The sequence below is a fragment of the Rhodovulum sp. PH10 genome, from assembly GCF_000293785.1.
Taxonomy (GTDB): domain Bacteria; phylum Pseudomonadota; class Alphaproteobacteria; order Rhizobiales; family Xanthobacteraceae; genus Rhodoplanes.
In genome coordinates this window covers 1-21,230 of the sequence record NZ_AKZI01000026.1, presented here as the reverse complement: position 1 = coordinate 21,230, position 21,230 = coordinate 1, and the positions used below count along the sequence as shown (strand labels likewise).

Genomic DNA, 21,230 nt, shown 5'->3' with positions numbered 1-21,230 from the left:
GGCGTCACGCCTCTTCGAGGCGGAGGCCGGACGAGCCGGCGATGATGGCGGTGCGGACCAGCCCGATGAACAGGCCGTGCTCGACGACGCCGGGGATGGCGGCGAGCTTTTCCGCGAGACGGGCGGGCTCGGCGATCCGGCCGAGCGCGAGATCGAGAATCAGGTGCCCGCCGTCCGTGACGAAAGCATGACCCTCTCGGGTCTGGCGGAGCGCCACCGGGCCGGCGCAGCCGGCCTCCGCGATCGCCGCCTCGATCGCCCGCCGGGTGGCGCCGAGACCGAACGGCACCACCTCCACGGGCAGCGGGAAGCGGCCGAGCGTCGGCACCCATTTCGATTCGTCGGCGATCACGACCATCCGCGCCGACGCCGCGGCGACGATCTTTTCGCGCAGCAGCGCGCCGCCGCCGCCCTTGATGACCGAGAGGTCCGGCGCGATCTCGTCGGCGCCGTCGACCGTGAGGTCGAGCGCGTCGACCTCCTCCAGCGTGACGAGCGGGATGCCGGCCGCCTCGGCGTCGAGCCGGGTGGTCTCCGAGGTCGGCACGCCGACCACGTCGAGGCCGTCCCGCACCCGCTCGCCGAGCAGCGCGACGAAATGCTTCGCGGTCGAGCCGGTGCCGAGCCCCAGCCGCATGCCGGTGGTCACGAACTCCAGGGCGCGGGCCGCCGCCTCGCGCTTCAGTCCGTCAGCGTCCATGATGAAAAACCGATTGACCGCCAATGATGAACCCGACCGCTATGTAGCCTCGATCCGGGCGCGAGCCTAGGGTGCTCGTGCGCCGCCGCCCGTGCGCCACTCCTGCACCCACGCCTGCACGTCTCTCCCGTGCACGTGCCGGGCTTGCATCCGCACGCCGGCGCCGCTATGGCCCGACCGGATGCCTCCAGTCTCGCGGTGCTCGCCCGGTTCGACCCGGAGGACGCCCGCGTCGTCGTGATCCGTCCGGGTGACGGGTCCAGCGCGGGGGCCGAGAACGAGGTCGCCGCCATGCACCAGCCCACCCCCGCCCCCACCGTCGTGTTCGACCTCGACGGCACGCTGGTCGACACCGCCCCCGACCTGATCGACACCCTGAACGCCCTGTTCGCCCGCGAAGGGATTTCGCCGGTGCCGTTCGAGGAGGCGCGGCGCTTCATCGGCGGCGGCGCCCGCCTCTTGATCGAGCGCGGGCTGTCGGCCCACGGCCTGCCGAGCAAAGGCGCCGACGTCGACCGGCTCTATGCCGACTATGTCGAGGCCTATGCCGCCCGCATCTCGCAGCTGTCGCGGCCGTTTCCGGGGCTCGAAAGCGCGCTCGACCGGCTCGCCGCCGCCGGCTGCCGGTTCGCGGTGTGCACCAACAAGCTCGAATATCTCTCGGTGAAGCTCCTGAACGAGCTGGCGCTGGCGCCGCGCTTCTCGGTGATCTGCGGCCAGGACACGTTCGGCGTGATGAAGCCCGATCCCCGCGTGCTCCTGCGCACCATCGCGGCGGCCGGCGGGTCGCCTGCGAGCGCGGTGATGGTCGGCGATTCCGGCACCGACATCGCCACCGCGAAATCCGCCGGCATCCCGGTGGTGGCGGTCGATTTCGGCTATACCGACGTGCCGGTGACGGCGCTCGATCCCGACCGGGTGATCGGCAGTTACGACGCGCTGTTCGATGCGGTGCACGAGCTGATCGGCGCAAGCTTTTCGGCGGACCGCTGACGTCCACCAGGAATTATTCTTCTATTCAATGATTTGACCGCGACCGCTCGGTTCGCGGACGAGCGAAAATCCGGGCCGTCGGGCGAAAAGCCATTCGCCGACATGGTTGATGAACGGTTTACGCATCGCTTCGCAACCGTCCGCAATCATTGATGAATCGCTAATCCGCCGAAAGGCGGGGCCGCTGCTCTGCGGCGCCGGCGCCACAGCCGGACGGAACGATCGCCCGCTCCAGTTGCGCGGAACCCGGTGGCTCCGTATGGTGCGAGAGGGGCGCGGGGGACGCCGTGCGTTCGGCGTGAGCGCCGTTTTTCGGCGTAGGGGCGCCGTGTCATGACCAGCGTAGTTCATCGCGTTCTCACCGTCGCGGGCTGCGGCCTGTGGCTCGCCGGCTGCGAATCGCTGCCGAGCCTGCAATTCCCGAGCTTTCGCGGCGAGCCCGCGAGCGTCGCGCTCAACCTCGAGAGCGACCCGCCGGGCGCCGATGCGAAACTCTCGACCGGGGCGAGCTGCAAGACGCCCTGCGCGCTCGAGGTGCCGCTGACGGCCGACGTCACCGTCGCCTTCTCGCTCGCCGGCCACGAGCCGCAGACCGTGCCGGTCAGGGTGATCCGGCCGGATCCCTCTCAGCAGAACCAGGAATTCGCCGGCGCCGCGCGCCTCGAGCCGAACCCGGTCTATGTCGAGCTGCAGCCGGTGCCGGAGGCCGCCCCGACGCGGCGCCGTCCGGCCGTGCATCGCCGCACCGCGCCGTCGGCCGCCCGCTCCACCCCGGCGCCGGCGCCGAGCATGCCGTCCGGCACGCCGACGATCGTCGCGCCCGAATCGGGGAGCGAGCCCGCCGCCTCGGAGGAGCCGGCCGCCCCGCCGCCGTCCAGCGTGGTGCCGGCGACGCCGCTCGCGCGCTGACGACCGCGCCGCAATCGCGGTTTCGTGCGGCCGGCGCGGCACCGGCCGCCGATCCACGACGGACCCGGCCGCACCGCGCTTGACAGGTTCGTGCCGGCGCTTTACTTCGCCGCATCGGTTCGGGCGATTAGCTCAGCGGGAGAGCGTTCCCTTCACACGGGAGAGGTCGAAGGTTCGATCCCTTCATCGCCCACCATCCCGACCGAACGCATCTGAAATCGCAGGAAATCTCGGCTTTCGTCCCTCACCTCGACCGGGGCTGCGGGACGTGCTGCTGCCGTTCGCGCCGTTTTACTCGGACGCCGGATCGGATCACCCTTCCTTTCGACACACGACCTCGCCGGCAAGCGCTTGCGGACGGTTTGCATCGGCGTATACTTTGCGCCGCAAAGTCAGTGAGGACGATCGTCGCCCGAACAGGGCGCGCGGGGGCGCATGACCGATCTCGAGCTCGAAAAGGCGCTGGCCGACATCGACGCGATCAAGACGCAGATCGCCCGCGGCAGCGATTTCCGCGGCTACGGGCCGACCACGCTCGCGCTGACCGGGTTTTTGGCGGTCGCCGCGGCGGTCGCGCAGGCCGCCTGGCTGCCCGACCCGATGGCGGCGCCCGAGATCTTTCTCGCGATCTGGATCGGCGCGGCCGCGCTCGGCATGGCGCTCGCCGGGGCGGAAACCGTCACCCGCTCGCGCCGCCTGCATTCGCGCCTCGCCGACGAGATGATCCACGCGGCCTTCGCCCAGTTCGCCCCGGCGGCGATCGTCGGCGCGGTCTTGCCGCTGGTGCTGCTGCATGCTGCTCCGGACGCGTTATGGCTGCTGCCCGGCCTGTGGCAGCTGCTGTTCGGGCTCGGCATCGTGTCGTCCAACCGGGCGCTGCCGCGGGCGACCACCCTCACCGGCGGGTGGTACATCCTGTGCGGTCTCGTGGTGCTCGGCGTGTCGGCCGAGGCGCGCGACCTGTCGCCCTGGACGATGGGCGTGCCGTTCGGCCTCGGCCAGCTTCTGTTCGCCGCGATTCTTCACCGGGCTCTCGGAGGCGCGCATGACGACGCCTGAGCGCGAGGGCGACGGCGAGCCCGGCCGCTTCGCCTATGAGGGCCTCGACCGCGTCATTCACGAGAAGGCGCGGCTCGGCATCCTCACCTCGCTGATCGCCCACCCGAAGGGCTTGGTCTTCGCCGACCTCAAGCGGCTGTGCGGCCTCACCGACGGCAATTTGAGCCGCCATCTGCAGGTGCTGTCGGAAGCGGGGCTGGTGGAGATCCTCAAGGGCTACGAGGGCAACCGGCCGCAGACCGTGTGCCGCATCACGCCGAGCGGCCGCCGCCGCTTTCTCGATTATCTCGCCGTGCTCGAGCAGGTGGTGCGCGACGCCGCCAGCGCCACCGCGGGAGCCGGCTCGGGCGCTGGTTCCGGCATCGCCGCCCGCACGAAGCTCGCCGACGACCCGGCGCCTGCCTGAGCGCGCCCCTTCATTCCTGTTCACCAACCCTTTCCCGACAACCCCGCACAACCGCCGCCGAATTCCGAGGATTCGTCATGCCGACCGACGTTCCCCCGCAGAGTGCCCTCCCCTGCGCCGCTCCGCGCCACGTCGCCATCGTGATGGACGGCAACGGCCGCTGGGCGACCGCCCGCGGGCTGCCGCGCCCGGCCGGCCACCGCGCCGGCGCCGACGCCGTCCGCCGCACCATCGAGGCCGCGCCGAAGCTCGGCATCGCGGTCTTGACGCTGTTCGCCTTCTCCTCCGACAACTGGCGGCGGCCTTCGGCCGAGGTCGGCGCGCTGATGCGGCTCTTGCGCCACTATCTCAGGGCGGAGACGGCAAAGCTCGCCGAGGCCGGCGTGCGACTGACGGTGATCGGCCGGCGCGACCGTTTGCCGGGCGGGCTCGCCGCGTCGATCGCCGCTGCCGAGCAGGCGACCGCGGCGGGCACGCAGCTGCATCTGCGCATCGCGCTCGACTATTCGGCGCGCGACGCGATCCTCGCCGCCGCTCGCGCCGCCGCCGGCCGCACGCTCACCCGCGAGACGTTTGCCGCGCTGCTCGGCGGGGCGCTCGGCGCCACCGACGCTGCGAGCGACGCCGCAAGCGGCGGCGGCGACGTCGACCTGATGATCCGCACCGGCGGCGAGCAGCGCCTCTCGGACTTTCTGTTGTGGGAATGCGCCTATGCGGAGCTGTTGTTCGTCGACCGCATGTGGCCGGACTTTTCCGCCGACGACCTCGCCGCGGCGGTGAGCGAGTTCTCGCGGCGGCAGCGCCGGTTCGGCGATGTCGGCCCGGCCACCACGAGCCCGGCCGCACCCGCCCTCGTCCCGGCCGCCCGACCGGCGGTGCCGAGCGCCGCCTGACGACCGGGCAGCGCGACGACCAGCCGCCGCGCAAGCCCGACCCGAACCCGGATCAGCGCGCCGCGGCGGTCGCCGCGGCCATGCCGATCGCCGCGTCGAGCCAGGCGCGAAACGCCGAAAGCCCCTCGCCGGTGCGGGCCGAGACGACCAGCGTCCTCAGCCGCGGATTCACGCGCAACGCGTTTGTAACACAAGCCGCGACGTCGAACTCGACGTGCGGCAGCAGATCCGACTTGTTGATCAGCATCAGGTCGGAGGCCGCGAACATGTCGGGATATTTGAGCGGCTTGTCCTCGCCTTCGGTCACCGACAGCACCACCACCTTGTGGGCCTCGCCGAGATCGAACGCCGCCGGACACACCAGATTGCCGACATTCTCGATGAACAGCACGCCGCCGCGCGGCAGCGGCAATTCCTCCAGTGCGTGGCCGACCATGTGGGCGTCGAGGTGACACCCCTTGCCGGTGTTGATCTGCACGGCGGAGACGCCGGTCGCACGGATGCGGGTGGCGTCGTTCGACGTCTGCTGATCACCTTCGATCACCGCGACCGGAAGGCTGCCCGCGAGATCCTGGATCAATCGCACCAAAAGCGTCGTCTTGCCGGAGCCGGGGCTCGACACGAGATTGAGCGCCAGCACGCCCCCCGCGGCGAGCCGTTTGCGGTTCTCCACTGCATAGGCGTCGTTCTTGGAGAGGATATCGCGCTCGATGCGGACGATCGACGCATCGGCGTTCACGCCGAGCCCGGCATGCTCGTGATCATGATGATGGCCGTGCACGTGATCATGATCGTGGTCGTGGTCGTGATCATGATCATGATCGTGATGATGATGATGGGCGCCTTGCCCCGCTGCGCCTTCCGGCGTCGCCGTTCCGCATCCACACACCGAGCACATGAGAAAAAACCCTCCGCATGCGTGACACGACACATCCGTCGTGCCCTCTCCCGACACGATGTGTGCCGCAGTAGCACGCCGCGGCCGCCCGTGCCGGAGGCATCGGCGATCGGCTTTCCCGATCGGCCGATATCCTGCAATTATCGAACATCTCCTTGTTATAGCGCGTGATTTCACGACGCTCTTCAGCACATGTACCTATTGATTTGTCGTCCCCGTCTCACGATCTTGTAGACGAACGCCTCATGCCCGCTCGGACCCGCCGATGTCGCCCGCGCCCAAGACCACCGTCGCACCCGAAGCCCCTTCGTCCGGCAGCCGCCGGATCGACGACTGCTGGCTGATCACGGAGGAGACGGCCGACCGTCGTCACGAGACGGTGGCGGAAGAGGTGCCGGTCGCGCTGATCTACAACGACACACCCTTCGCGGTGATGCTGGCGACCCCCGCCGATCTCGAAGACTTCGCCCGCGGTTTTTCGCTGACCGAAGGCGTGGTCGGCGCGCTCGCCGACATCGAGGCGATCGACGTGGTGCCGGTGGAGCGCGGCATCGAGGTGCGCGCAAAGATCGGACGCGACTGGGCGCTGGCGCTCGGCGCCCGCAAGCGCGCGCTCGCCGGCCGCACCGGCTGCGGGCTGTGCGGTGTCGATCAGTTCTCCGAAGCGTTGCGGCCGGTGGCGCGCGTCGGCACCGACCTCGTGCTCGAGCCCGCCGCGGTGCGGCGGGCGATGGCGGACATGCCGGCGCGGCAGACGCTGAACAGAGAGGTCGGTGCGGTGCACGCCGCCGCCTTCGCCGATCGCGACGGTGGCATTCTGGCGCTTCGCGAGGATGTCGGCCGGCACAATGCGCTCGACAAGCTGATCGGCGCGCTGCCGGGCCTCGGCGTCGACCAGACGACCGGCTTCGTGCTGGTGTCGAGCCGCTGCTCCTACGAGATGGTGCACAAGACGGCCGCCGCCGGCATCGGGCTGATCGCCGCCGTCTCGGCACCGACCTCGCTGGCGATCGGCCTCGCCGCCAAGGCGAACGTCGCGCTTCTGGGCTTTGTGCGCGGCTCGCGCTTCACCGTGTATGCAAACCCGCAGCGGATCGCCGGCACGGATCTCGGCAACCGCTGAGACGAGATCCGCTCGCGCTCCCCCTCACCCGGCGAGCTTCGCTCGCCGACCTCTCCCCGATCGCGCTACAGGATGCATCCAAGGGCAGAAAGTGCGGTGTTTCGATGAGAAAGGTGGAGCTCGCCAAAACCTCTGCCGTCATCGCCGGGCTTCGACCCGGCGATCCATCACACTGAATGAGAAATTGTTCTTCGATTTCTGATGGATGCGCGGGTCGAGCCGCGCATGACGGACACATGCATGCGAGGCGATGTTTGCATGCTCTGGCCCGCACGCGGGGAGAGGTGACGGACGGTGTCTCTGTCGATCTTCCGGGTCGACCGTCGAAAACGAAAACGTAAATCCAGTCGCCTGGGATCAGGAGGACGAGTCCTCACCCGCCCGTCGCGTTCATGCCGCGCGCAATCGCCGGGTGGCCGAGCTGATCGACCGCGAACGAGTGCTCCTGCGGCTTCTGCGCGACCGCGTCGTGAATCGCCGCCATCAGATCGTCGTCGCCCTCGCTCGCGCGCAGCGCACCGCGCAGATCGACCGACCCGATCCGGCCGAGGCACAGCACCAGCCTGCCGGTGCAGGTGACGCGCACGCGGTTGCAGTCGGCGCAGAAATTGTGGCTCATCGGCGTGATGAAGCCGACCCGTCCGCCGGTCTCGGCGACGCGCACATAGCGCGCCGGGCCGCCCGAGCGGTTGGGCAGATCGACCAGCGTGAAATTGCGGTCCAGGACGTCGCGGATGCGATCGAGCGGCACGAAGCCGGCGGCGCGGTCGCCGACGGCGTCACCCACCGGCATCGTCTCGATCAGCGACAGATCCATGCCGCGTGCGTGGGCGTAGGTCATCAGATCGGGGATCGCGCGGTCGTTCATGCCGCCCTGCACGACGGTGTTGAGCTTGATCGCGAGGCCCGCGTCGCGAGCGAGATCAATGCCGTCCAACACCTCCGTCAGGTCGCCGCCGCGGGTGATGTGGGAGAACGTTTCCGGGTCGAGCGTGTCGAGCGACACGTTGATCCGGCGCATGCCGGCGTCCGCGAGCTCCTTCGCATGACGGCCGAGCAGCGAGCCGTTGGTCGTCATCGTGATCTCGTCGAGCGCACCCGTCTCGATGTGCCGGGCGAGGCCGCGCACGAGCGAGACGATGTTGCGCCTCGTCAGCGGCTCGCCGCCGGTGAGACGGATGCGCCGCACGCCGCAGCGCACGAAGGCCGAGCACAGCCGGTCCAGCTCGTCGAGGCTCAGAACCTCGCGCTTGGGCACGAACACCGGGTGCTCGCCGAGGCAATAGGTGCAGCGATAGTTGCAACGATCGGTCACCGAGACGCGCAGATATGCGATGTGGCGGCCAAAGGTGTCGACGAGGGCGGGCCGGGCGGCGACGGGGTGATCGATGAACATATCGGAGGTCTTTCGCAAAAAGGGGGCGGCTCCGGTGACGGCGCCTCCCGTGGGAGACGCCGCCATGCGTACGGAGGTCAGCGGGCGACGGCGCGCGCGCCCTGCGGCTCGGCGCCGGCCGGCGCGGAGCGGACCGGCAGCGGAGTGATGCCGCCGAGGCCCTTGCGATAGATCGCCCAGTAGACGAAGCCGACGAAGCCGGCGCCGCCGACGATGTTGCCGAGCGTCGCCGGAACGATGTTGTGGGCGATGCCCGCGAGCGTGATCATCGACACGTCCATGCCCTGCGGCACGTGGCCGGTGTGCGCCAGCACCCAGGCGAGCGGCAGGAAGTACATGTTGGCGACGCAGTGCTCGAAGCCGGCGGCGACGAAGGCGGCGACCGGCAGGATCATGCCCGCCATCTTGTCGGCCACCGAGCGGCCGGCATAAGCGAGCCACACCGCGAGGCAGACCAGCAGATTGCAGAGAATGCCCTTGAAGAAGATCGTCACCATGTCCGGCTGGATTTTTGCGACCGCGATCTTCAGCGCGGCGGCCGCGATGATGCCGCCATTGGTCTCGACGTGATGAGACATGTAGATGAGAAAGACGAGGCCGAGCGCGCCGACCAGGTTGCCCACCCACACGGTGGTCCAGTTCTTGATCACCTCGCCGGTGCGAATCTGGCGGTTCCACCACGCCATCACGATCAGGCAGTTGCCGGTGAACAGCTCGGCGCCGCCGATCATCACGATCGCCAGACCGAGGGAGAACACCACGCCGCCCAAAACCTTGGCGATGGCGAAGCCGAGCGTCGTGTCGGCGGCGACGAGGGTGTAGAACATCGCGCCGAGGCCGATCGACCCGCCGGCGACCATCGACAGCATGAAGCTCGCAACGAACGGCATGCGTGCCTTCTTGACGCCGAGCTTCTCGACCTTGTCCTGAATCTCGGCAGGCGAATAGGCTTCCGACCCGAAAATGTCGGTCTTCGCGGCTTCGTTCGCTCCCATCGGATGTCTCCTGAAATTCTGCGAACTCTCGAGGTGGTGGGATGCGCCGGCGCCGGGGGCTCGTCGACGTGGTGGAACTCGAAACGATCAGGCGATCGCGGGGATGTCGGCGACGCCGCGCCCGTCGCGGAACCGCGCGTGGAGATCGGTGACGGCGGTGCGCACCGCCGGCGTCATCGTCGCGAAGAACTCGACCCGCTCCGGCTGGATGCCGACGAAGGTCACCTCCGGAATCGTCTCCTCGAGCGAGGCGACCAGGAAGTCGAGCGGGATCGCATGCGTCGTGATCAGGAACGCCTCCGCGACCTGCGCCTTGTCGATCCGCCTCACCTCGCCGGCCGGAAGCTGCATGTCGGCGGCATCGACCAGCACGACGCGCTCGGGCGCCCCGCGGCGAACCGCGTGCATCACGTTCTCCGGCGCCGAGCCGCCGTCGATCACCGTCCAGCCGTCGGCGCCTTCCGCCTCCAAAAGCTCGGCGAGCAGCGGGCCCGCCCCGTCGTCGCCCATCAGCACGTTGCCGACCGTGAAGACCACACCGCTCACAACCGCCTCCGTCCCATCAGATAGATCGCCGGCTCGCGCTCGATCGCGGCGAGCGAGGCGGTCAACCCATCGAGCCACGCCGCCTCCTCCTCGCTCACGTCGTCGCGCACTTTCGCGATCGCGCTGCCGAGCAGTCTCGTGTGGGTCTTGTCGATGGTGATCTCGCCGAACCGGCGGATGCCGTCGAGCTTGCGGCGGGCGTCGCCCTCGGGCAGCGCCGCGACCAGCTTCTCGTAGAACGCGCCGGAGCAGCGCAGGATCGGCTTGAAGCAGTCGAACACACCGACATGGTGACCGATGGCCAGCGAGTAGTAGACGACCTCGCGGGCGTTCTGCGGAACGTCGCTCTCGCGCTCGAGGATTTTTGCGTCGAGCCGATAGAACACCACCTCGCCGAGCCGGGTCATGCGATCGCCCCCGTCACCACCTCGCCGAGCCGGGCGAGAATTTCGGCGGTCCGCGGGTCCTGCTCGGCGGCGACGAACTTCGCCAAGCGGTCGGTCAGCGGCACGATGCCGGGCTGCTCGAGCATCACCAGAAAGCGCTCGGCGATATCGCCACCCTGGCGATAGCCGGCCATGCGGCGCGCCTCGCGCTCGATGTGAACGCGCAGGTCGTAGGGGATCGACGGATGCGCGAGCGGCACGCGCTCGCCGTCCGCCTGGACGTGAGTCTCCGCCTTCAGCTTCTGACCCAACAGTCCGAGCGCGACGGCGAAGCCGTACACGGTCGCGGCCGGGGTCGGCGGGCAGCCGGGGATGTAGACGTCGACCGGCACGATCTTGTCGGTGCCGCCCCAGGTGCAATAGAGGTCGTGAAAGATGCCGCCCGAGACGCCGCAGGCGCCGTAGGAGACGACGATTTTCGGGTCGGGCGCGGCCTCGTAGGCGCGCATCGCCGGCATCCGCATCGCGCGGGTGACCGCGCCGGTGAACAGCAGAATGTCGGCGTGGCGCGGCGAAGCGACCACCTTGATGCCGAACCGCTCGGCGTCGAACACCGGGGTGATCGAGGCGAAGATCTCGATCTCGCAGGCGTTACAGCCGCCACAGTCGACTCGGTATACATAGGCCGAGCGGCGGATGTCCTTCAGCAGCGACGCCTTCATCCGCGCGATGTCGGCCGGCATGTCGACCTTGGCGAACGGGCCGGCGGCGCGGACGTCGGTCTCGGTGATGTGGCGGGTCATCGGACGGTCTCCATGGTGCGCGCGACGTCGGCGGTGTCGATCTGCACGACGTCGTTCGCGCGCTTGCAGGCCGGACAGGTGGCGACCAGCTGACGGCGCCGCTCGGCGTCGGCTTTTGTCGGGGCAGTCGCCTCGAGCAGCTCGGCGACGTAGGCGACCTCCTTCTCCGGCGCGAACGGCTTGCCGCAGCAAACGCAAGACGCGAGGCGGAACACCGCGGTGCGGCGCAGGTCCGCCTTGTCGGCGACCGCCAGCTCGAAGTCGGTCGAGAGGCGGATCGCATCGGTCGGGCACACCTCCTCGCAGCGGCCGCAGAACACGCAGCGGCCGTAGTCGATCGACCAAATGCGGGTGCCGGCGGAGAGGTCGGTCTGCATGCCGAGTGCGTTCGCCGGGCACGCGACCGTGCAGGCGGCGCAGGCGATGCAGTTTTCCGGAACGTGCTCCGGCTTGCCGCGAAAATCCTTCGCGACCTCGACCGGCGCGAACGGGTACTTCACCGTCGCCTCGCCGGTGCGGAGCACTTCCTTCAGAAGCTTGAACATCGAAGCGGTCTCCTCACTTCAGCGGCGAATTGGTGCGCTCGCGGCAGTAGCGTTCCATCTCCTTGTAGGGGACGGTCTTGCTGACGGCCTTTTTCACGTCGACCACGGTGACGCGATCGGTGCAGGAGTAGCAGGGGTCGATCGAGGCGACGATCAGCGGCGCGTCCGACACCGTGTTTCCACGCAGCATCCAGCGCAGCACCGGCCAGTTGGCATAGGTCGAGGCCCGGCAGCGCCAGCGAAAGAGTTTTTGGTTGTCGCCGGTCATCGACCAGTGCACGTCCTCGCCGCGCGGCGCCTCGGTGAAACCGAGCGCGAACTTGTGCGGCCGATAGGTGAAGTCTTCCGTCAGCACCGGACCACCGGGCGCGTCGGCGAGAATCTGCTCGATGATCGACAGGCTGTCGAAGAACTCGCCGACCCGCACCAGCGTGCGCGAGAGCACGTCGCAGCCTTCACCCGTGTGCACCGGAAACGTCGTCCGGCCGTAGCCGGCGAAGGGATGATCGACGCGGGTGTCGCGCTTGTGGCCACTGCCGCGCACGCACGGCCCGACCGGCGAATATTCGCGGGCGATCTGCGGATCGAGCAGGCCGACGCCTTTCACGCGACCCTCGAGGTTCGGGGTGGCGAGCAGCATCTCGACGAGGCGTGTCACCTCCTCGCGCAGCTCGGAGACGATGCGCAGCGTCTCGGCCTTCTGCTCGCCGAGAATGTCACGTCGCACGCCGCCGATCAGGTTGAGCGCATAAGTCTTGCGCGAGCCCGTGAGCAGCTCGGCGAGCGTCATCGCCTTCTCACGGACGCGGAAGAACTGCATGAAGCCGGTGTCGAAGCCGACGAAGTGACAGGCGAGGCCGAGATTGAGCAGATGGCTGTGCATCCGCTCGGTCTCGAGCAGAATCGCGCGGATCGCCTGCGCCCGCTCCGGCACCTGAACGCCGAGCGCGTTCTCGATCGAGGTGGTGTAGGCGACCGAGTGCGCGTAACCGCAGATGCCGCACACGCGGTCGGCGAGGAAGGTCACCTCGTTGTAGCCCATCCGGGTCTCGGCGACCTTCTCCATGCCACGGTGCACGTAGAACATCCGGTAGTCGGCATCGATGATGTCCTCACCGTCGACGAACAGGCGGAAGTGACCCGGCTCGTCGGAGGTGATGTGCAAGGGGCCGAGCGGCACCACGGTGGTCTCGCTCTCGGCGTCGTTGACGAAGCGATAGGTCTCGTCGTCGCCGGTCGGCTCGGGACGCAGGCGATAGTCCATCGCGTCCTTGCGCAGCGGGTGCAGATGCTCCGGCCAATCGTCCGGCAGCACCAGGCGGCGCTCGTCCGGCAGCCCGACGGGCCTGAGGCCGAACATGTCGCGCACCTCGCGCTCGTGCCACACGGCCGCCGGCACCAGCGGCGTGACCGAGGGGAACTCCTCGGTCGCGGCCGGCACCTCTGCACGCACCACGATGAAGGATTTTTCCGCGCCCTCCATCGAGAGCGCGTAGTAGAGCGCGAAGTTGCCGTTGATCGAGCGCTCGTCGTTGCCGGCCATCACCGACAGCCAGCCGTCGTGCTCGTGATAGAGCGTCGAGACGACGTTCGGCAGATCGTCGAGTTTCACCGTGATGGTCGCCTGGGTCGGCGTCTGCCAGCTCTCGTCGAGCACCGCGTGCGGCAGCTTGCGGCGGAGCTCTGCGATGGTCGCCGAGCCGATCCGGGTCGTGTCCGGCTTTGTCAAAGGAGCGTGCATGATGTTTCTCCGTGCGACTCAGCGGCGGGCTTCGAGCTGCAGCTGCGGCGCGATGCCGTAGATGGGCGTGGGAGGCTCCAGGGCGGTGGCGGGCCCGCCGGCGACCACGCTCGCCGCGCGGCCGATCAGCGTGGTGACCGGCTGCGGCACCGCGAAGCCGAAGATCAGGACGAGCGCCATCAGGAGCCCCATCGGCGCGAGCGTCGCAAAGCCGAGATCGCCCTTGCGCATCGTCTCCGGCGCCTTGCCCAGCACCGAGCCGGAGATGATCTGGACGAAGCCGGCGATGGTGACCGTGAGCAGCAGCGCGGCGCCGATCGTCAGCCAGATCCAGCCCGAGCCGAGGCCGGCGTTGAACACCATGAACTCGCTGACGAACACGTTGAAGGGCGGGAAGCCGGCGAGCGCGAGCGCGCCCGCCATCATCAGGACGCCCGACACCGGCGCGACCCGCAAAAGGCCCTTCACCGTGCCGAGGTCACGACTGCCGTACTTCATCAGGACGTTGCCGGAGCCGCAGAACAGAAGCGCCTTGGCGAACGAGTGATTGACGGCGTGCAGCAGCGCCGCGCCGAGCCCGAGCGGGCCGCCGAAGCCGAGGCCGAGCAGGATCAGGCCGATGTGCTCGACGCTCGAATAAGCGAGCTTACGCTTGAGATCCTGCTGAACGAAGAACAGGAAGGCCGAGACCGCGACCGACAGGAAGCCGAGCAGGAGGAGCAGCGTCTGCGGGAATTCCGGGCCGACCGCCTGCATGGTGATCGCATAGTAGCGGATGATCACGAACAGCGCGCACTTGAGCAGCACGCCCGAGAGCAGTGCCGACACCGGGCTCGGCGCCTCGGAGTGGGCGTCGGGCAGCCAGGCGTGCATCGGGAAGATGCCGGCCTTGGTGCCGAAGCCGATCAGCACGAACACGAAGGCGATCTTGACCAGCATCGGGTCGAGCGCCTTGGCGTTGGCGAACAGCGTGGTCCACAGGATCGCGCCGTGCGGGTCGGCGAGCACTTCCGAGCCGTTCGAGAAGGTGAGCACCGTGCCGTAGAGGCCGAAGGCGACGCCGACCGTGCAGATGATCACGTACTTCCAGGCCGCCTCGAGCGAGGAGCGCTTGCCGTAGATGCCGACCAGGAAGGCCGAGCCGAGCGTGGTCGCCTCGACCGCCACCCACATCATCACGATGTTGTTCGCGGTGACGGCGAGCAGCATGGTGAAGAGGAAGAGGTTGAAGAAGCCGTAATAGAGCTTGTGGCGGAACGGCGTGAGCTCGCCGTGCTCCACGTCGTGGCGGATGTAGCCGAGCGAGTAGAGCCCGGTGAGGAAGCCGACCACGCCGACCAGGCCGACGAAGATCGCCGCGAGCGGATCGACATAGACCCACTGGCCGAATGCACCGACCGGGCCGCTCGCCAGCGTGACGCCGCCGACGGCGAGCGCCATCACCAGAAGGAAGCCGATGGCCGCGACATGGACGATCTCGACCGTGCGGGACGCCTCCTTGCCGACCGGCAAGGCGAAGATCGCGAGCGATCCGACCAGCGGCCCGAGCAGCAGGAGAATGGGCAGGACGGAAGACATGGCGGTCATCCCTTGAGTGTCGTGAGCTGGTCGGCGTCGAGCGTCCCCAGCGTGCGATGGATCTGCATGCCGAGCACCGCCATCACCACCACCGCGAAGATGGCGTCGGTGGCGATGCCGACCTCGACCAGCTCGGGAGCGTTCGCGGCCAGCAGCGCCAGCGTGAGATGCGAGCCGTTCTCCATCAGGCAGTAGCCGAACACCTGCTTGAGAATGTTCCGCTGCGTGACGATGCAGGCGAGCCCGAGGAAGAAGTGCGCGAGCGAGATGGCGAGCGCCGGCTTGACCGCTTCCGCGGTCGGCAGCGCGACCCCCGACACCACGACGAAGCACAGCACCACCACGACCGCGGCGAGGATCACCGAGAGGGCGGGCGAGATGCGCTCACCGGTGCCGAGCTTCTGATCCTCGAGCCGGCCGAACAGGCGGCTCATGATCACCGGCACCAGGATCACCTTGGTGAAGAAGGCGGTGGCCGACCAGGTGTAGAGCTCATGCGATCCGGTGACGCCCGCGAGCGCCAGGAAGACCAGCACCAGCACGAACGACTGGGCGGCGTAGAACATCGCCGAGTGCGCCGGCTTGCGGGCCGTCACCACCAGGAGGGAGGTGACGATCAGGAGCCCCGCGAGCCCGTTGACGAGATGAATTCCGGACATCCTTTCCCCCTCAGCCGAGCCAGGCCGCGGCGATGAAGCTCGAGCAGACCGACATGATCACGAGCACGACCAGCACGAAGCCCATGGCGGCGGGCAGCGGCGCGGCGGCGGCGACCGGATCGGTCGGGCGGCCCGGCACCGTCCAGCCGACCCATTTCAGGAACCAGGCGAAGCTGCCGACCGACTCGAGCAGCGCGATGCCGACCAGCACGTAGAGCAGCGGGTGGGCCTGCGACACCGAGAAGCCGCCGGCGAAGATCGCGAACTTCGAGAAGAAGCCGTTGAAGGGCGGCACGCCGGTGATGGCGAGCGCGGCGACCGCGAAGGCGACGCCGATCAGCGGCGCCTTGGAGAGCACGCCGCGCAGCACCGGCAGCATGCGGGTGCCGGTGGTGTAGCTCAACGCGCCGGCCACCAGGAAGAACAGCGTCTTGGCGAAGGCGTGGTTGAACACGTGGGCGATCGCGCCGTTGAAGGCGAGCTTCGAGCCGAACACCGACAGCGACAGCGCGAGGAAGATGTAGGCGAGCTGGGTGATGGTCGAGTAGGCGAGCAGGCGCTTGAGATCGGCCTGCGGCAGATACATCAGGAAGCCGAACACCAGGGTGATCACCGCCATCACGACGCCGACCCAGCCGACGATCTCCGGCGCGCCACCCGAGGCCATCAGCGAGCGGGCGACGATATAGACGCCGACCTTCACCATGGAGGCGGCGTGCAGATAGGCGCTGATCGGGGTCGGCGCCTCCATCGCGTCGGGCAGCCACATGTGGAACGGCAGCTGCGCCGACTTGCCCCAGGCCGCCACCATGATGGCGATCAGCACGATCGTCTTGCCGGTGTCGTCGAGATTGGCGATCGCCGACAGCGAGAAGGTGTGGGTGTCGAGGAAGAGCACGCTCGCCGCGACATAGAGGCCGAGCGAGGCGATGTGGGTGATGATCAGCGCCTTGGCGGCGGAGTAGAGCGACTTCGGCTTCTCGTAGTAGCCGATCAGAGCCCACGAGCAGGCGCCGGTGATCTCGAAGAACACCAGCTGGCCGATCAGCGTGTCGGTGAAGACGACGCCGGCCATCGCGCCGATGAACAGCGCGAGGAAGGCGTAGAAGCGCCGCCGGCCGATATCGGGGTGCTCGCGGTTTCCGGCACCGAGATAGGCGCCGGAATAGATCGCGATCAGGAAGCCGATCGACACCACGGCGATCGCCACCAGCACCGAGACGGTGTCGACGGTGAAGCCGAGGATGGCGGTGTCGCCGAAGGCGATCAGGGTCGCCTGGACCGGCACCTTGCCGGCGGCGGAGAACTGCCAGGTGAGCAGGAGCACGGTCACCACGGCGAGGCCGGAGAAGACTTGGCAGATCCGCTTGGCCCAGGGCTGGGGCGAGACCGCCACCAGCACGGCACCGGCGACCGGCAGCAGGATTGTTGCGAGGGCGAGGTCGAGCATCGGGATTCTCCTGTCGCTCACAAGCCGGCGAGATAGAAGACGAAGGCGAGCGACGCGATGCCGACGCCGAGCCAGGAGTGGCGCGGCGTGAGGCGGAAGCGGGTGCGGGCGACGCTGTTCTCGACGATGCCGACGACGACGAAGATCGCCACCATCTCGAGAACGAACAGAAGGAAGCTGCCGGCGAGCGCGAGCGGCGCCATCGAGGTCGCCTTGCCGAACGGCAGAAAGACCGCGATGAACCAGGCGACCACCAGAAGCTGCTTGAGCGCGAGCGACACCTTGATCATCGCCAGCGACGGCCCGGAATATTCGGTGAGCGGGCCTTCCTGCAGCTCCTGCTCGGCCTCGGCCATGTCGTAGGGCAGCTTGCCGAGCTCGACATAGACGGCGAAGGCGAAGGCGACGCCGGCCATCACCGTGGCGGCGAGCGAGCTCATCTGCAGGGTGCCGACCGCGGTGCCGATCGCGCCGAGATCGGTGGAGCCGGCGAGCAGCGCCGCGACCATCAGCGAGAGCAACATCACCGGCTCGACCAGCACGCCGAGCGTCAGCTCGCGGCTGGCGCCGATGCCGGCAAAGGACGAGCCGGAGTCGAGGCCGGACAGCGAGAAGAAGAACCGCACCAGGGCGAACAGATAGATCACCGTGATCAGGTCGGAGAAGGCCGTGACCGGCGCGGTGCGGCCGACCACCGGGATGCCCATGGCGATCACCATCAGCGTCGCCGGCAGGATCACCGGCACCAGCCGGAACACGAAGCCGGACGCCGGCGGACGCAGGTCCTGCCGCTTCATCAGCTTGATGATGTCGCGGTAGTCCTGCAGCACGCCCGGCCCGTGCCGGGTGTGCATCTTCGCGCGGATCACGCGCATGAAGCCGGACAGAAGCGGTGCCGCCGCAAGGAACAGCACGGCCTGGAGAACGGCGAGGAGAAACTGGCTCAGGCTGGGCACGACGAGGCTCCTAGCGAAGGGTCACGAGCAGGAGGGCGACCAGCGCCGCGACGATGTAGAGGCAGTAGATGCGGAAATCGCCGTTCTGCAGCACCTGGGTGCGGCGGCCGATGCCGGTCACCGCCTCGATCACCGGGGTGACCAGCGTGCGGTCGAACATCGGCTCGCTGCGCCGGGTCTGGGCGACCAGCGCCGCGAAGCGGTGCGAGATCGCGGTCGACACCACCGCCACGTCCTTGCGCACCGCATAGAGCGGACGGAAGAACATGCGGATCGGCTGGGCGAAACTGCCGGCGGAGACCGCCATGTGGCCGTCGGGGAGATAGCCGCAGGCCCACGGGGCCGCGGTGCGACGGCCACCCCGGCGAGCGCCGGTGAACACCGCCATCAGCACGATCGGCAGCGCGGCGAGCGCGACCAGCATGAGCGCCAGCAACGGCGTCGAGAGCACCGTGCGGGCGCCCGCCCCCGGCAGCACCAGCGCGCCGTCGGCCAGCACCGCGACCGGCGCATGCAGCGTCGCCGCGGCGATGCCGCCGATCACCGGCGCGATCACCGGCGCGGCGAGGCCGAGCCCGACGCAGGCGATCGCCAGGATCACCATGCCGATCACCATCGGCGCCGGCACCTCGCGGGCGTGGCGGGCGTGCTCGCTGCGCGGCGCACCGGAGAAGATCACGCCATACGCCTTGACGAAGCACATCACCGCGAGCGCGCCGGTGAGCGCCAGCATGGTGGCGGCGATCGGGGTGGCGAGCTTTGCGAGGAAGGTGCCGTCGAGGGCGGCGGCGAACAGCGCCTGATAGGTGAACCACTCGGAGACGAAGCCGTTGAGCGGCGGGATCGCCGAGATCGCCAGCGCGCCGATCAGGAAGCACAGCGAGGTCCACGGCATCGTCCGCGCGAGCCCGCCCATCTCCTCCATGTCCTTGGTGTGCATGCGGAAGATCACCGAGCCCGCCCCCAGGAAGAGGAGGCCCTTGAACACCGCGTGATTGACCAGGTGATAGAGGCCGGCCATCAGGCCGAGCACCGCCACCAGCGGCTGCTCGGTGGCGAGACCGATCATGCCGGTGCCGACGCCGAGCAAAATGATGCCGATGTTCTCGACCGAGTGGTAGGCGAGCAGCTTCTTGATGTCGTGCTCGGCGAGCGCGTAGATCACGCCCAGCACCGAGGAGACGGCGCCGAGCGCGAGCACCAGCACGCCCCACCACAGCACGCCGCCGCCGAGCAGGTCGATGCCGACCTTGACGATGCCGAACACGCCGATCTTGATCATCACGCCCGACATCAGCGCCGAGGCGTGCGAGGGCGCCGCCGGATGCGCGCGCGGCAGCCAGACGTGCAGCGGGATCATGCCGGCCTTGGCGCCGAAGCCGCCGAGCCCGAGCAGGAAGACGATCGAGGCGATCAGCGGCGAGGGATGCGCGGCGCGGAAGGCCGCGAAGTCGAAGCTGCCGGCGACGTTCGCCATCAGATAGAAGGCCGCCATGATGGCGACCGAGCCGGCGTGCGCGACCAGGAAGTAGACGAAGCCGGCGGAGACCGCCTCCTCGTCCTGATCGAAGATCACGACGAAGTAGGAGGCGAGCGACATCATCTCGAAGAAGACGAGGAACCAGAAGCCGTTGTCGGCGACGACGACGAGCATCATCGAGCCGACGAACAGGTTCAGGAAGAAGCCCATCGCGCCGACGCCGCGGCCGGCATACTCGCGCACGTAAGCGAGCGAGAACACCGAGGAGACCGCGGAGACGAACGAGATCACCGCCACCATCAGGCCGGCGAGCGGATCGAGCCGCAGCACGAAATGAGCGAACGGGTACGGCCCGGCGACGTTGAACACCGACGGCTCGGTGCCGAGCGCGAGAAGGCCGGCAGCGACGCCGGCGATGCCGGCGAGAAGCCCGCCGAGGCCGGCGGACCAGATCGCCAGCGTCTCGTTGCGGGCGAGCAGAAGCCCGGCCAGTGCCGCGACGCCCGACAGCGCGACCGACAGGGCCAGAAGCTCGAGGGGCGTGGTCATGCGGTCTCTCCCGAGGCGAGCGAGCGACCGGCCAGCGGCCGATCGGTGACGGTGGCGACGACCGCCGTGACGAAGCGCTTGTCGTCACCGACGCGGCGCAGCGTGTCGCCGTCCACCACCGCGAGCGCGGTGGTCGGACAGACGCGGACGCATTCGGGGCCGCTCTCCTGGAAGCCGCACAGGTCGCACTTCACGGCGACCGACTTCACGCCGATGTCCCAGGCGAGCAGCGGGTCGAGCGCGGCGGCGCGGGTGGGGTGGACGACGCCGGTTCCGGCGACGCCGGTGATCGGCGTGCCGGACGGCGCGATGGCGCCGAACGGGCAGGCGAGCGCGCACATCTTGCAGCCGATGCACAGCTTCTCGTCGAGCAGCACGGCGTCGCCCGAAAGCGTGATGGCGTCGACCGGGCAGACCCGGGCGCACGGCGCATCCTCGCAGTGCCGACACACGATCGGCGCGGTGGCATCGGCCGTGCGCGTCACCGTCAGGCGCGGATGGGCCTGAAGGCCCTGCCCCCGATGCACGGCAGTGCACGCCGCCATGCAGGTGTTGCAGCCGATGCATCGTCCGGGTTCCGCGATGACGAAGCGGTTCATGTCCCTCTCTCCAACACCCGCCGCGGGGGGCGGCGGGACCGTGGTGTCGATCTGGGCGTCGGCGGGGAGGCGGGCTCGGGCGGCGATAACTGGAACCGATCGCACGATAGAAATGGTTTAATAAGCCAAGTCTATCGATCGTATTATCGAGCCTTTGTCCGTATCCACGCCCTTCGTGACGCGGCGCGACTGTATTTGCAGAAATCGAATTCAGGGAATACGGACTGATACGAATGGAGCCGACTTATGGTTTGCTCCAGTCTCCGCCCACAGGAAACCCGCCAATACTAATAGCTTCTTTGGATTGACCGATAACCAAACTCGATCAGGGACCAGGCCGAGCTGCTCCTGACCGGGTCGAGGTGCGCTTTGAATGCGAGATGCGAAGGCTGGTGACGGCCGGACGGCGCGTGCGCCTGCGCCCGCTCCCGAGCGGGAAGCGCGGTGCGGCGGGCCTGTCCGCCCTGTCCCGACCGAGCGCCGTCGCCCGTCCGGGCGGCGTGCGAGCCCGGCGGCGGCGCCCCGCGCGGTGCGCCCCGCCGTATGGGCTGCCGCGCGCGCGCGGG

22 protein-coding genes and 1 tRNA gene are annotated in these 21,230 nt (G+C 68.7%); 8 read left to right on the top strand and 15 right to left on the bottom strand.

Annotated elements, in window-relative coordinates:
• Nucleotides 1–4 precede the first annotated feature (4 nt).
• A complete protein-coding gene (rpiA, locus tag A33M_RS05375; RefSeq protein ID WP_040619446.1) occupies nucleotides 5–700 on the bottom strand; it encodes a ribose-5-phosphate isomerase RpiA in 696 nt (231 codons plus the stop codon).
• A gap of 168 nt (nucleotides 701–868) precedes the next feature.
• Between rpiA and A33M_RS05370 the strand changes: the two genes are divergently transcribed.
• The 6 genes from A33M_RS05370 to A33M_RS05345 all read left to right on the top strand — a co-directional run bounded on the left by A33M_RS05370 (nucleotide 869) and on the right by A33M_RS05345 (nucleotide 4,960).
• Complete coding sequence (locus tag A33M_RS05370; RefSeq protein WP_202801798.1) at nucleotides 869–1,693, top strand: HAD-IA family hydrolase; 825 nt, start codon at nucleotides 869–871, stop codon at nucleotides 1,691–1,693.
• 333 nt (nucleotides 1,694–2,026) lie between these two features.
• Nucleotides 2,027–2,602, top strand: a complete 576-nt coding sequence (locus tag A33M_RS05365; protein ID WP_008384333.1) for a hypothetical protein — start codon at nucleotides 2,027–2,029, stop codon at nucleotides 2,600–2,602.
• Between the two features lie 121 nt (nucleotides 2,603–2,723).
• Nucleotides 2,724–2,798 (top strand) — tRNA-Val (locus tag A33M_RS05360).
• Nucleotides 2,799–3,037: 239 nt separating this feature from the next.
• The gene (locus A33M_RS05355) at nucleotides 3,038–3,661 is read left to right on the top strand and encodes a hypothetical protein (RefSeq protein ID WP_008384331.1); all 624 of its coding nucleotides are present in this window, start codon (nucleotides 3,038–3,040) and stop codon (nucleotides 3,659–3,661) included.
• Nucleotides 3,648–4,067 (top strand): transcriptional regulator, encoded by a 420-nt coding sequence (locus A33M_RS05350; protein ID WP_008384330.1) that lies wholly within the window; start codon nucleotides 3,648–3,650, stop codon nucleotides 4,065–4,067. The genes A33M_RS05355 and A33M_RS05350 overlap by 14 nt, the downstream gene beginning before the upstream one ends.
• Before the next feature lie 77 nt (nucleotides 4,068–4,144).
• Nucleotides 4,145–4,960 carry a di-trans,poly-cis-decaprenylcistransferase gene (locus tag A33M_RS05345; protein WP_008384328.1) on the top strand — a complete coding sequence of 272 codons (816 nt, stop codon included), beginning with the start codon at nucleotides 4,145–4,147 and terminating at the stop codon, nucleotides 4,958–4,960.
• Between the two features lie 52 nt (nucleotides 4,961–5,012).
• Here the strand turns inward: A33M_RS05345 and hypB are convergent, their stop codons facing one another.
• Complete coding sequence (gene hypB / locus A33M_RS05340; protein WP_443212577.1) at nucleotides 5,013–5,699, bottom strand: hydrogenase nickel incorporation protein HypB; 687 nt, start codon at nucleotides 5,697–5,699, stop codon at nucleotides 5,013–5,015.
• 12 nt (nucleotides 5,700–5,711) lie between these two features.
• Here hypB and A33M_RS25345 point away from each other — a divergent pair, with 12 nt between their 5' ends.
• Nucleotides 5,712–6,029 (top strand): hypothetical protein, encoded by a 318-nt coding sequence (locus A33M_RS25345; protein WP_443212575.1) that lies wholly within the window; start codon nucleotides 5,712–5,714, stop codon nucleotides 6,027–6,029.
• A 94-nt stretch (nucleotides 6,030–6,123) separates the two neighbouring features.
• Entirely contained in the window at nucleotides 6,124–6,981 is an 858-nt protein-coding gene (gene fdhD / locus A33M_RS05335; protein WP_008384324.1) for a formate dehydrogenase accessory sulfurtransferase FdhD, read from the top strand.
• 373 nt (nucleotides 6,982–7,354) lie between these two features.
• Here the strand turns inward: fdhD and moaA are convergent, their stop codons facing one another.
• From moaA to A33M_RS05270, 13 genes are all read right to left on the bottom strand, one after another.
• Nucleotides 7,355–8,377, bottom strand: a complete 1,023-nt coding sequence (moaA, locus tag A33M_RS05330) for a GTP 3',8-cyclase MoaA (protein ID WP_008384321.1) — start codon at nucleotides 8,375–8,377, stop codon at nucleotides 7,355–7,357.
• Nucleotides 8,378–8,454: 77 nt separating this feature from the next.
• Nucleotides 8,455–9,372 carry a formate/nitrite transporter family protein gene (locus A33M_RS05325; protein ID WP_008384319.1) on the bottom strand — a complete coding sequence of 306 codons (918 nt, stop codon included), beginning with the start codon at nucleotides 9,370–9,372 and terminating at the stop codon, nucleotides 8,455–8,457.
• An 87-nt stretch (nucleotides 9,373–9,459) separates the two neighbouring features.
• Nucleotides 9,460–9,918 (bottom strand): hydrogenase maturation peptidase HycI, encoded by a 459-nt coding sequence (hycI, locus tag A33M_RS05320; protein ID WP_040619411.1) that lies wholly within the window; start codon nucleotides 9,916–9,918, stop codon nucleotides 9,460–9,462.
• A complete protein-coding gene (locus A33M_RS05315; RefSeq protein ID WP_008384316.1) occupies nucleotides 9,915–10,325 on the bottom strand; it encodes a formate hydrogenlyase maturation HycH family protein in 411 nt (136 codons plus the stop codon). Before A33M_RS05315 ends, hycI begins: the two co-directional genes overlap by 4 nt.
• On the bottom strand, nucleotides 10,322–11,047 hold the full coding sequence (locus A33M_RS05310) for an NADH-quinone oxidoreductase subunit B family protein (RefSeq protein WP_040619435.1): 726 nt from the start codon (nucleotides 11,045–11,047) through the stop codon (nucleotides 10,322–10,324). Before A33M_RS05310 ends, A33M_RS05315 begins: the two co-directional genes overlap by 4 nt.
• Nucleotides 11,048–11,103: 56 nt before the next feature.
• The gene (locus tag A33M_RS05305; RefSeq protein WP_008384314.1) at nucleotides 11,104–11,652 is read right to left on the bottom strand and encodes a formate hydrogenlyase complex iron-sulfur subunit; all 549 of its coding nucleotides are present in this window, start codon (nucleotides 11,650–11,652) and stop codon (nucleotides 11,104–11,106) included.
• Nucleotides 11,653–11,665: 13 nt separating this feature from the next.
• Complete coding sequence (locus A33M_RS05300) at nucleotides 11,666–13,393, bottom strand: hydrogenase large subunit (RefSeq protein ID WP_008384313.1); 1,728 nt, start codon at nucleotides 13,391–13,393, stop codon at nucleotides 11,666–11,668.
• 18 nt (nucleotides 13,394–13,411) lie between these two features.
• Nucleotides 13,412–14,971, bottom strand: a complete 1,560-nt coding sequence (locus tag A33M_RS05295; RefSeq protein WP_040619434.1) for a hydrogenase 4 subunit F — start codon at nucleotides 14,969–14,971, stop codon at nucleotides 13,412–13,414.
• Between the two features lie 5 nt (nucleotides 14,972–14,976).
• The gene (gene hyfE, locus A33M_RS05290) at nucleotides 14,977–15,630 is read right to left on the bottom strand and encodes a hydrogenase 4 membrane subunit (protein WP_008384311.1); all 654 of its coding nucleotides are present in this window, start codon (nucleotides 15,628–15,630) and stop codon (nucleotides 14,977–14,979) included.
• Between the two features lie 10 nt (nucleotides 15,631–15,640).
• Complete coding sequence (locus tag A33M_RS05285; protein ID WP_008384310.1) at nucleotides 15,641–17,080, bottom strand: hydrogenase 4 subunit D; 1,440 nt, start codon at nucleotides 17,078–17,080, stop codon at nucleotides 15,641–15,643.
• A 17-nt stretch (nucleotides 17,081–17,097) separates the two neighbouring features.
• On the bottom strand, nucleotides 17,098–18,036 hold the full coding sequence (locus A33M_RS05280; protein WP_008384309.1) for a respiratory chain complex I subunit 1 family protein: 939 nt from the start codon (nucleotides 18,034–18,036) through the stop codon (nucleotides 17,098–17,100).
• 10 nt (nucleotides 18,037–18,046) lie between these two features.
• Nucleotides 18,047–20,065 (bottom strand): hydrogenase 4 subunit B, encoded by a 2,019-nt coding sequence (hyfB, locus tag A33M_RS05275; protein ID WP_008384308.1) that lies wholly within the window; start codon nucleotides 20,063–20,065, stop codon nucleotides 18,047–18,049.
• Nucleotides 20,062–20,664 carry a 4Fe-4S dicluster domain-containing protein gene (locus A33M_RS05270; RefSeq protein WP_008384306.1) on the bottom strand — a complete coding sequence of 201 codons (603 nt, stop codon included), beginning with the start codon at nucleotides 20,662–20,664 and terminating at the stop codon, nucleotides 20,062–20,064. The genes hyfB and A33M_RS05270 overlap by 4 nt, the downstream gene beginning before the upstream one ends.
• Nucleotides 20,665–21,230 lie beyond the last annotated feature (566 nt).

Coding starts and splice junctions, on each gene's coding strand:
- rpiA (WP_040619446.1), bottom strand. CDS start 700: ATGGACGCTGACGGACTGAAGCGCGAGGCGGCGGCCCGCGCCCTGGAG.
- A33M_RS05370 (WP_202801798.1), top strand. CDS start 869: ATGGCCCGACCGGATGCCTCCAGTCTCGCGGTGCTCGCCCGGTTCGAC.
- A33M_RS05365 (WP_008384333.1), top strand. CDS start 2,027: ATGACCAGCGTAGTTCATCGCGTTCTCACCGTCGCGGGCTGCGGCCTG.
- A33M_RS05355 (WP_008384331.1), top strand. CDS start 3,038: ATGACCGATCTCGAGCTCGAAAAGGCGCTGGCCGACATCGACGCGATC.
- A33M_RS05350 (WP_008384330.1), top strand. CDS start 3,648: ATGACGACGCCTGAGCGCGAGGGCGACGGCGAGCCCGGCCGCTTCGCC.
- A33M_RS05345 (WP_008384328.1), top strand. CDS start 4,145: ATGCCGACCGACGTTCCCCCGCAGAGTGCCCTCCCCTGCGCCGCTCCG.
- A33M_RS25345 (WP_443212575.1), top strand. CDS start 5,712: ATGCTCGTGATCATGATGATGGCCGTGCACGTGATCATGATCGTGGTC.
- fdhD (WP_008384324.1), top strand. CDS start 6,124: ATGTCGCCCGCGCCCAAGACCACCGTCGCACCCGAAGCCCCTTCGTCC.
- moaA (WP_008384321.1), bottom strand. CDS start 8,377: ATGTTCATCGATCACCCCGTCGCCGCCCGGCCCGCCCTCGTCGACACC.
- A33M_RS05325 (WP_008384319.1), bottom strand. CDS start 9,372: ATGGGAGCGAACGAAGCCGCGAAGACCGACATTTTCGGGTCGGAAGCC.
- A33M_RS05315 (WP_008384316.1), bottom strand. CDS start 10,325: ATGACCCGGCTCGGCGAGGTGGTGTTCTATCGGCTCGACGCAAAAATC.
- A33M_RS05310 (WP_040619435.1), bottom strand. CDS start 11,047: ATGCCGGCCGACATCGCGCGGATGAAGGCGTCGCTGCTGAAGGACATC.
- A33M_RS05305 (WP_008384314.1), bottom strand. CDS start 11,652: ATGTTCAAGCTTCTGAAGGAAGTGCTCCGCACCGGCGAGGCGACGGTG.
- A33M_RS05300 (WP_008384313.1), bottom strand. CDS start 13,393: ATGCACGCTCCTTTGACAAAGCCGGACACGACCCGGATCGGCTCGGCG.
- A33M_RS05295 (WP_040619434.1), bottom strand. CDS start 14,971: ATGTCTTCCGTCCTGCCCATTCTCCTGCTGCTCGGGCCGCTGGTCGGA.
- hyfE (WP_008384311.1), bottom strand. CDS start 15,630: ATGTCCGGAATTCATCTCGTCAACGGGCTCGCGGGGCTCCTGATCGTC.
- A33M_RS05285 (WP_008384310.1), bottom strand. CDS start 17,080: ATGCTCGACCTCGCCCTCGCAACAATCCTGCTGCCGGTCGCCGGTGCC.
- hyfB (WP_008384308.1), bottom strand. CDS start 20,065: ATGACCACGCCCCTCGAGCTTCTGGCCCTGTCGGTCGCGCTGTCGGGC.
- A33M_RS05270 (WP_008384306.1), bottom strand. CDS start 20,664: ATGAACCGCTTCGTCATCGCGGAACCCGGACGATGCATCGGCTGCAAC.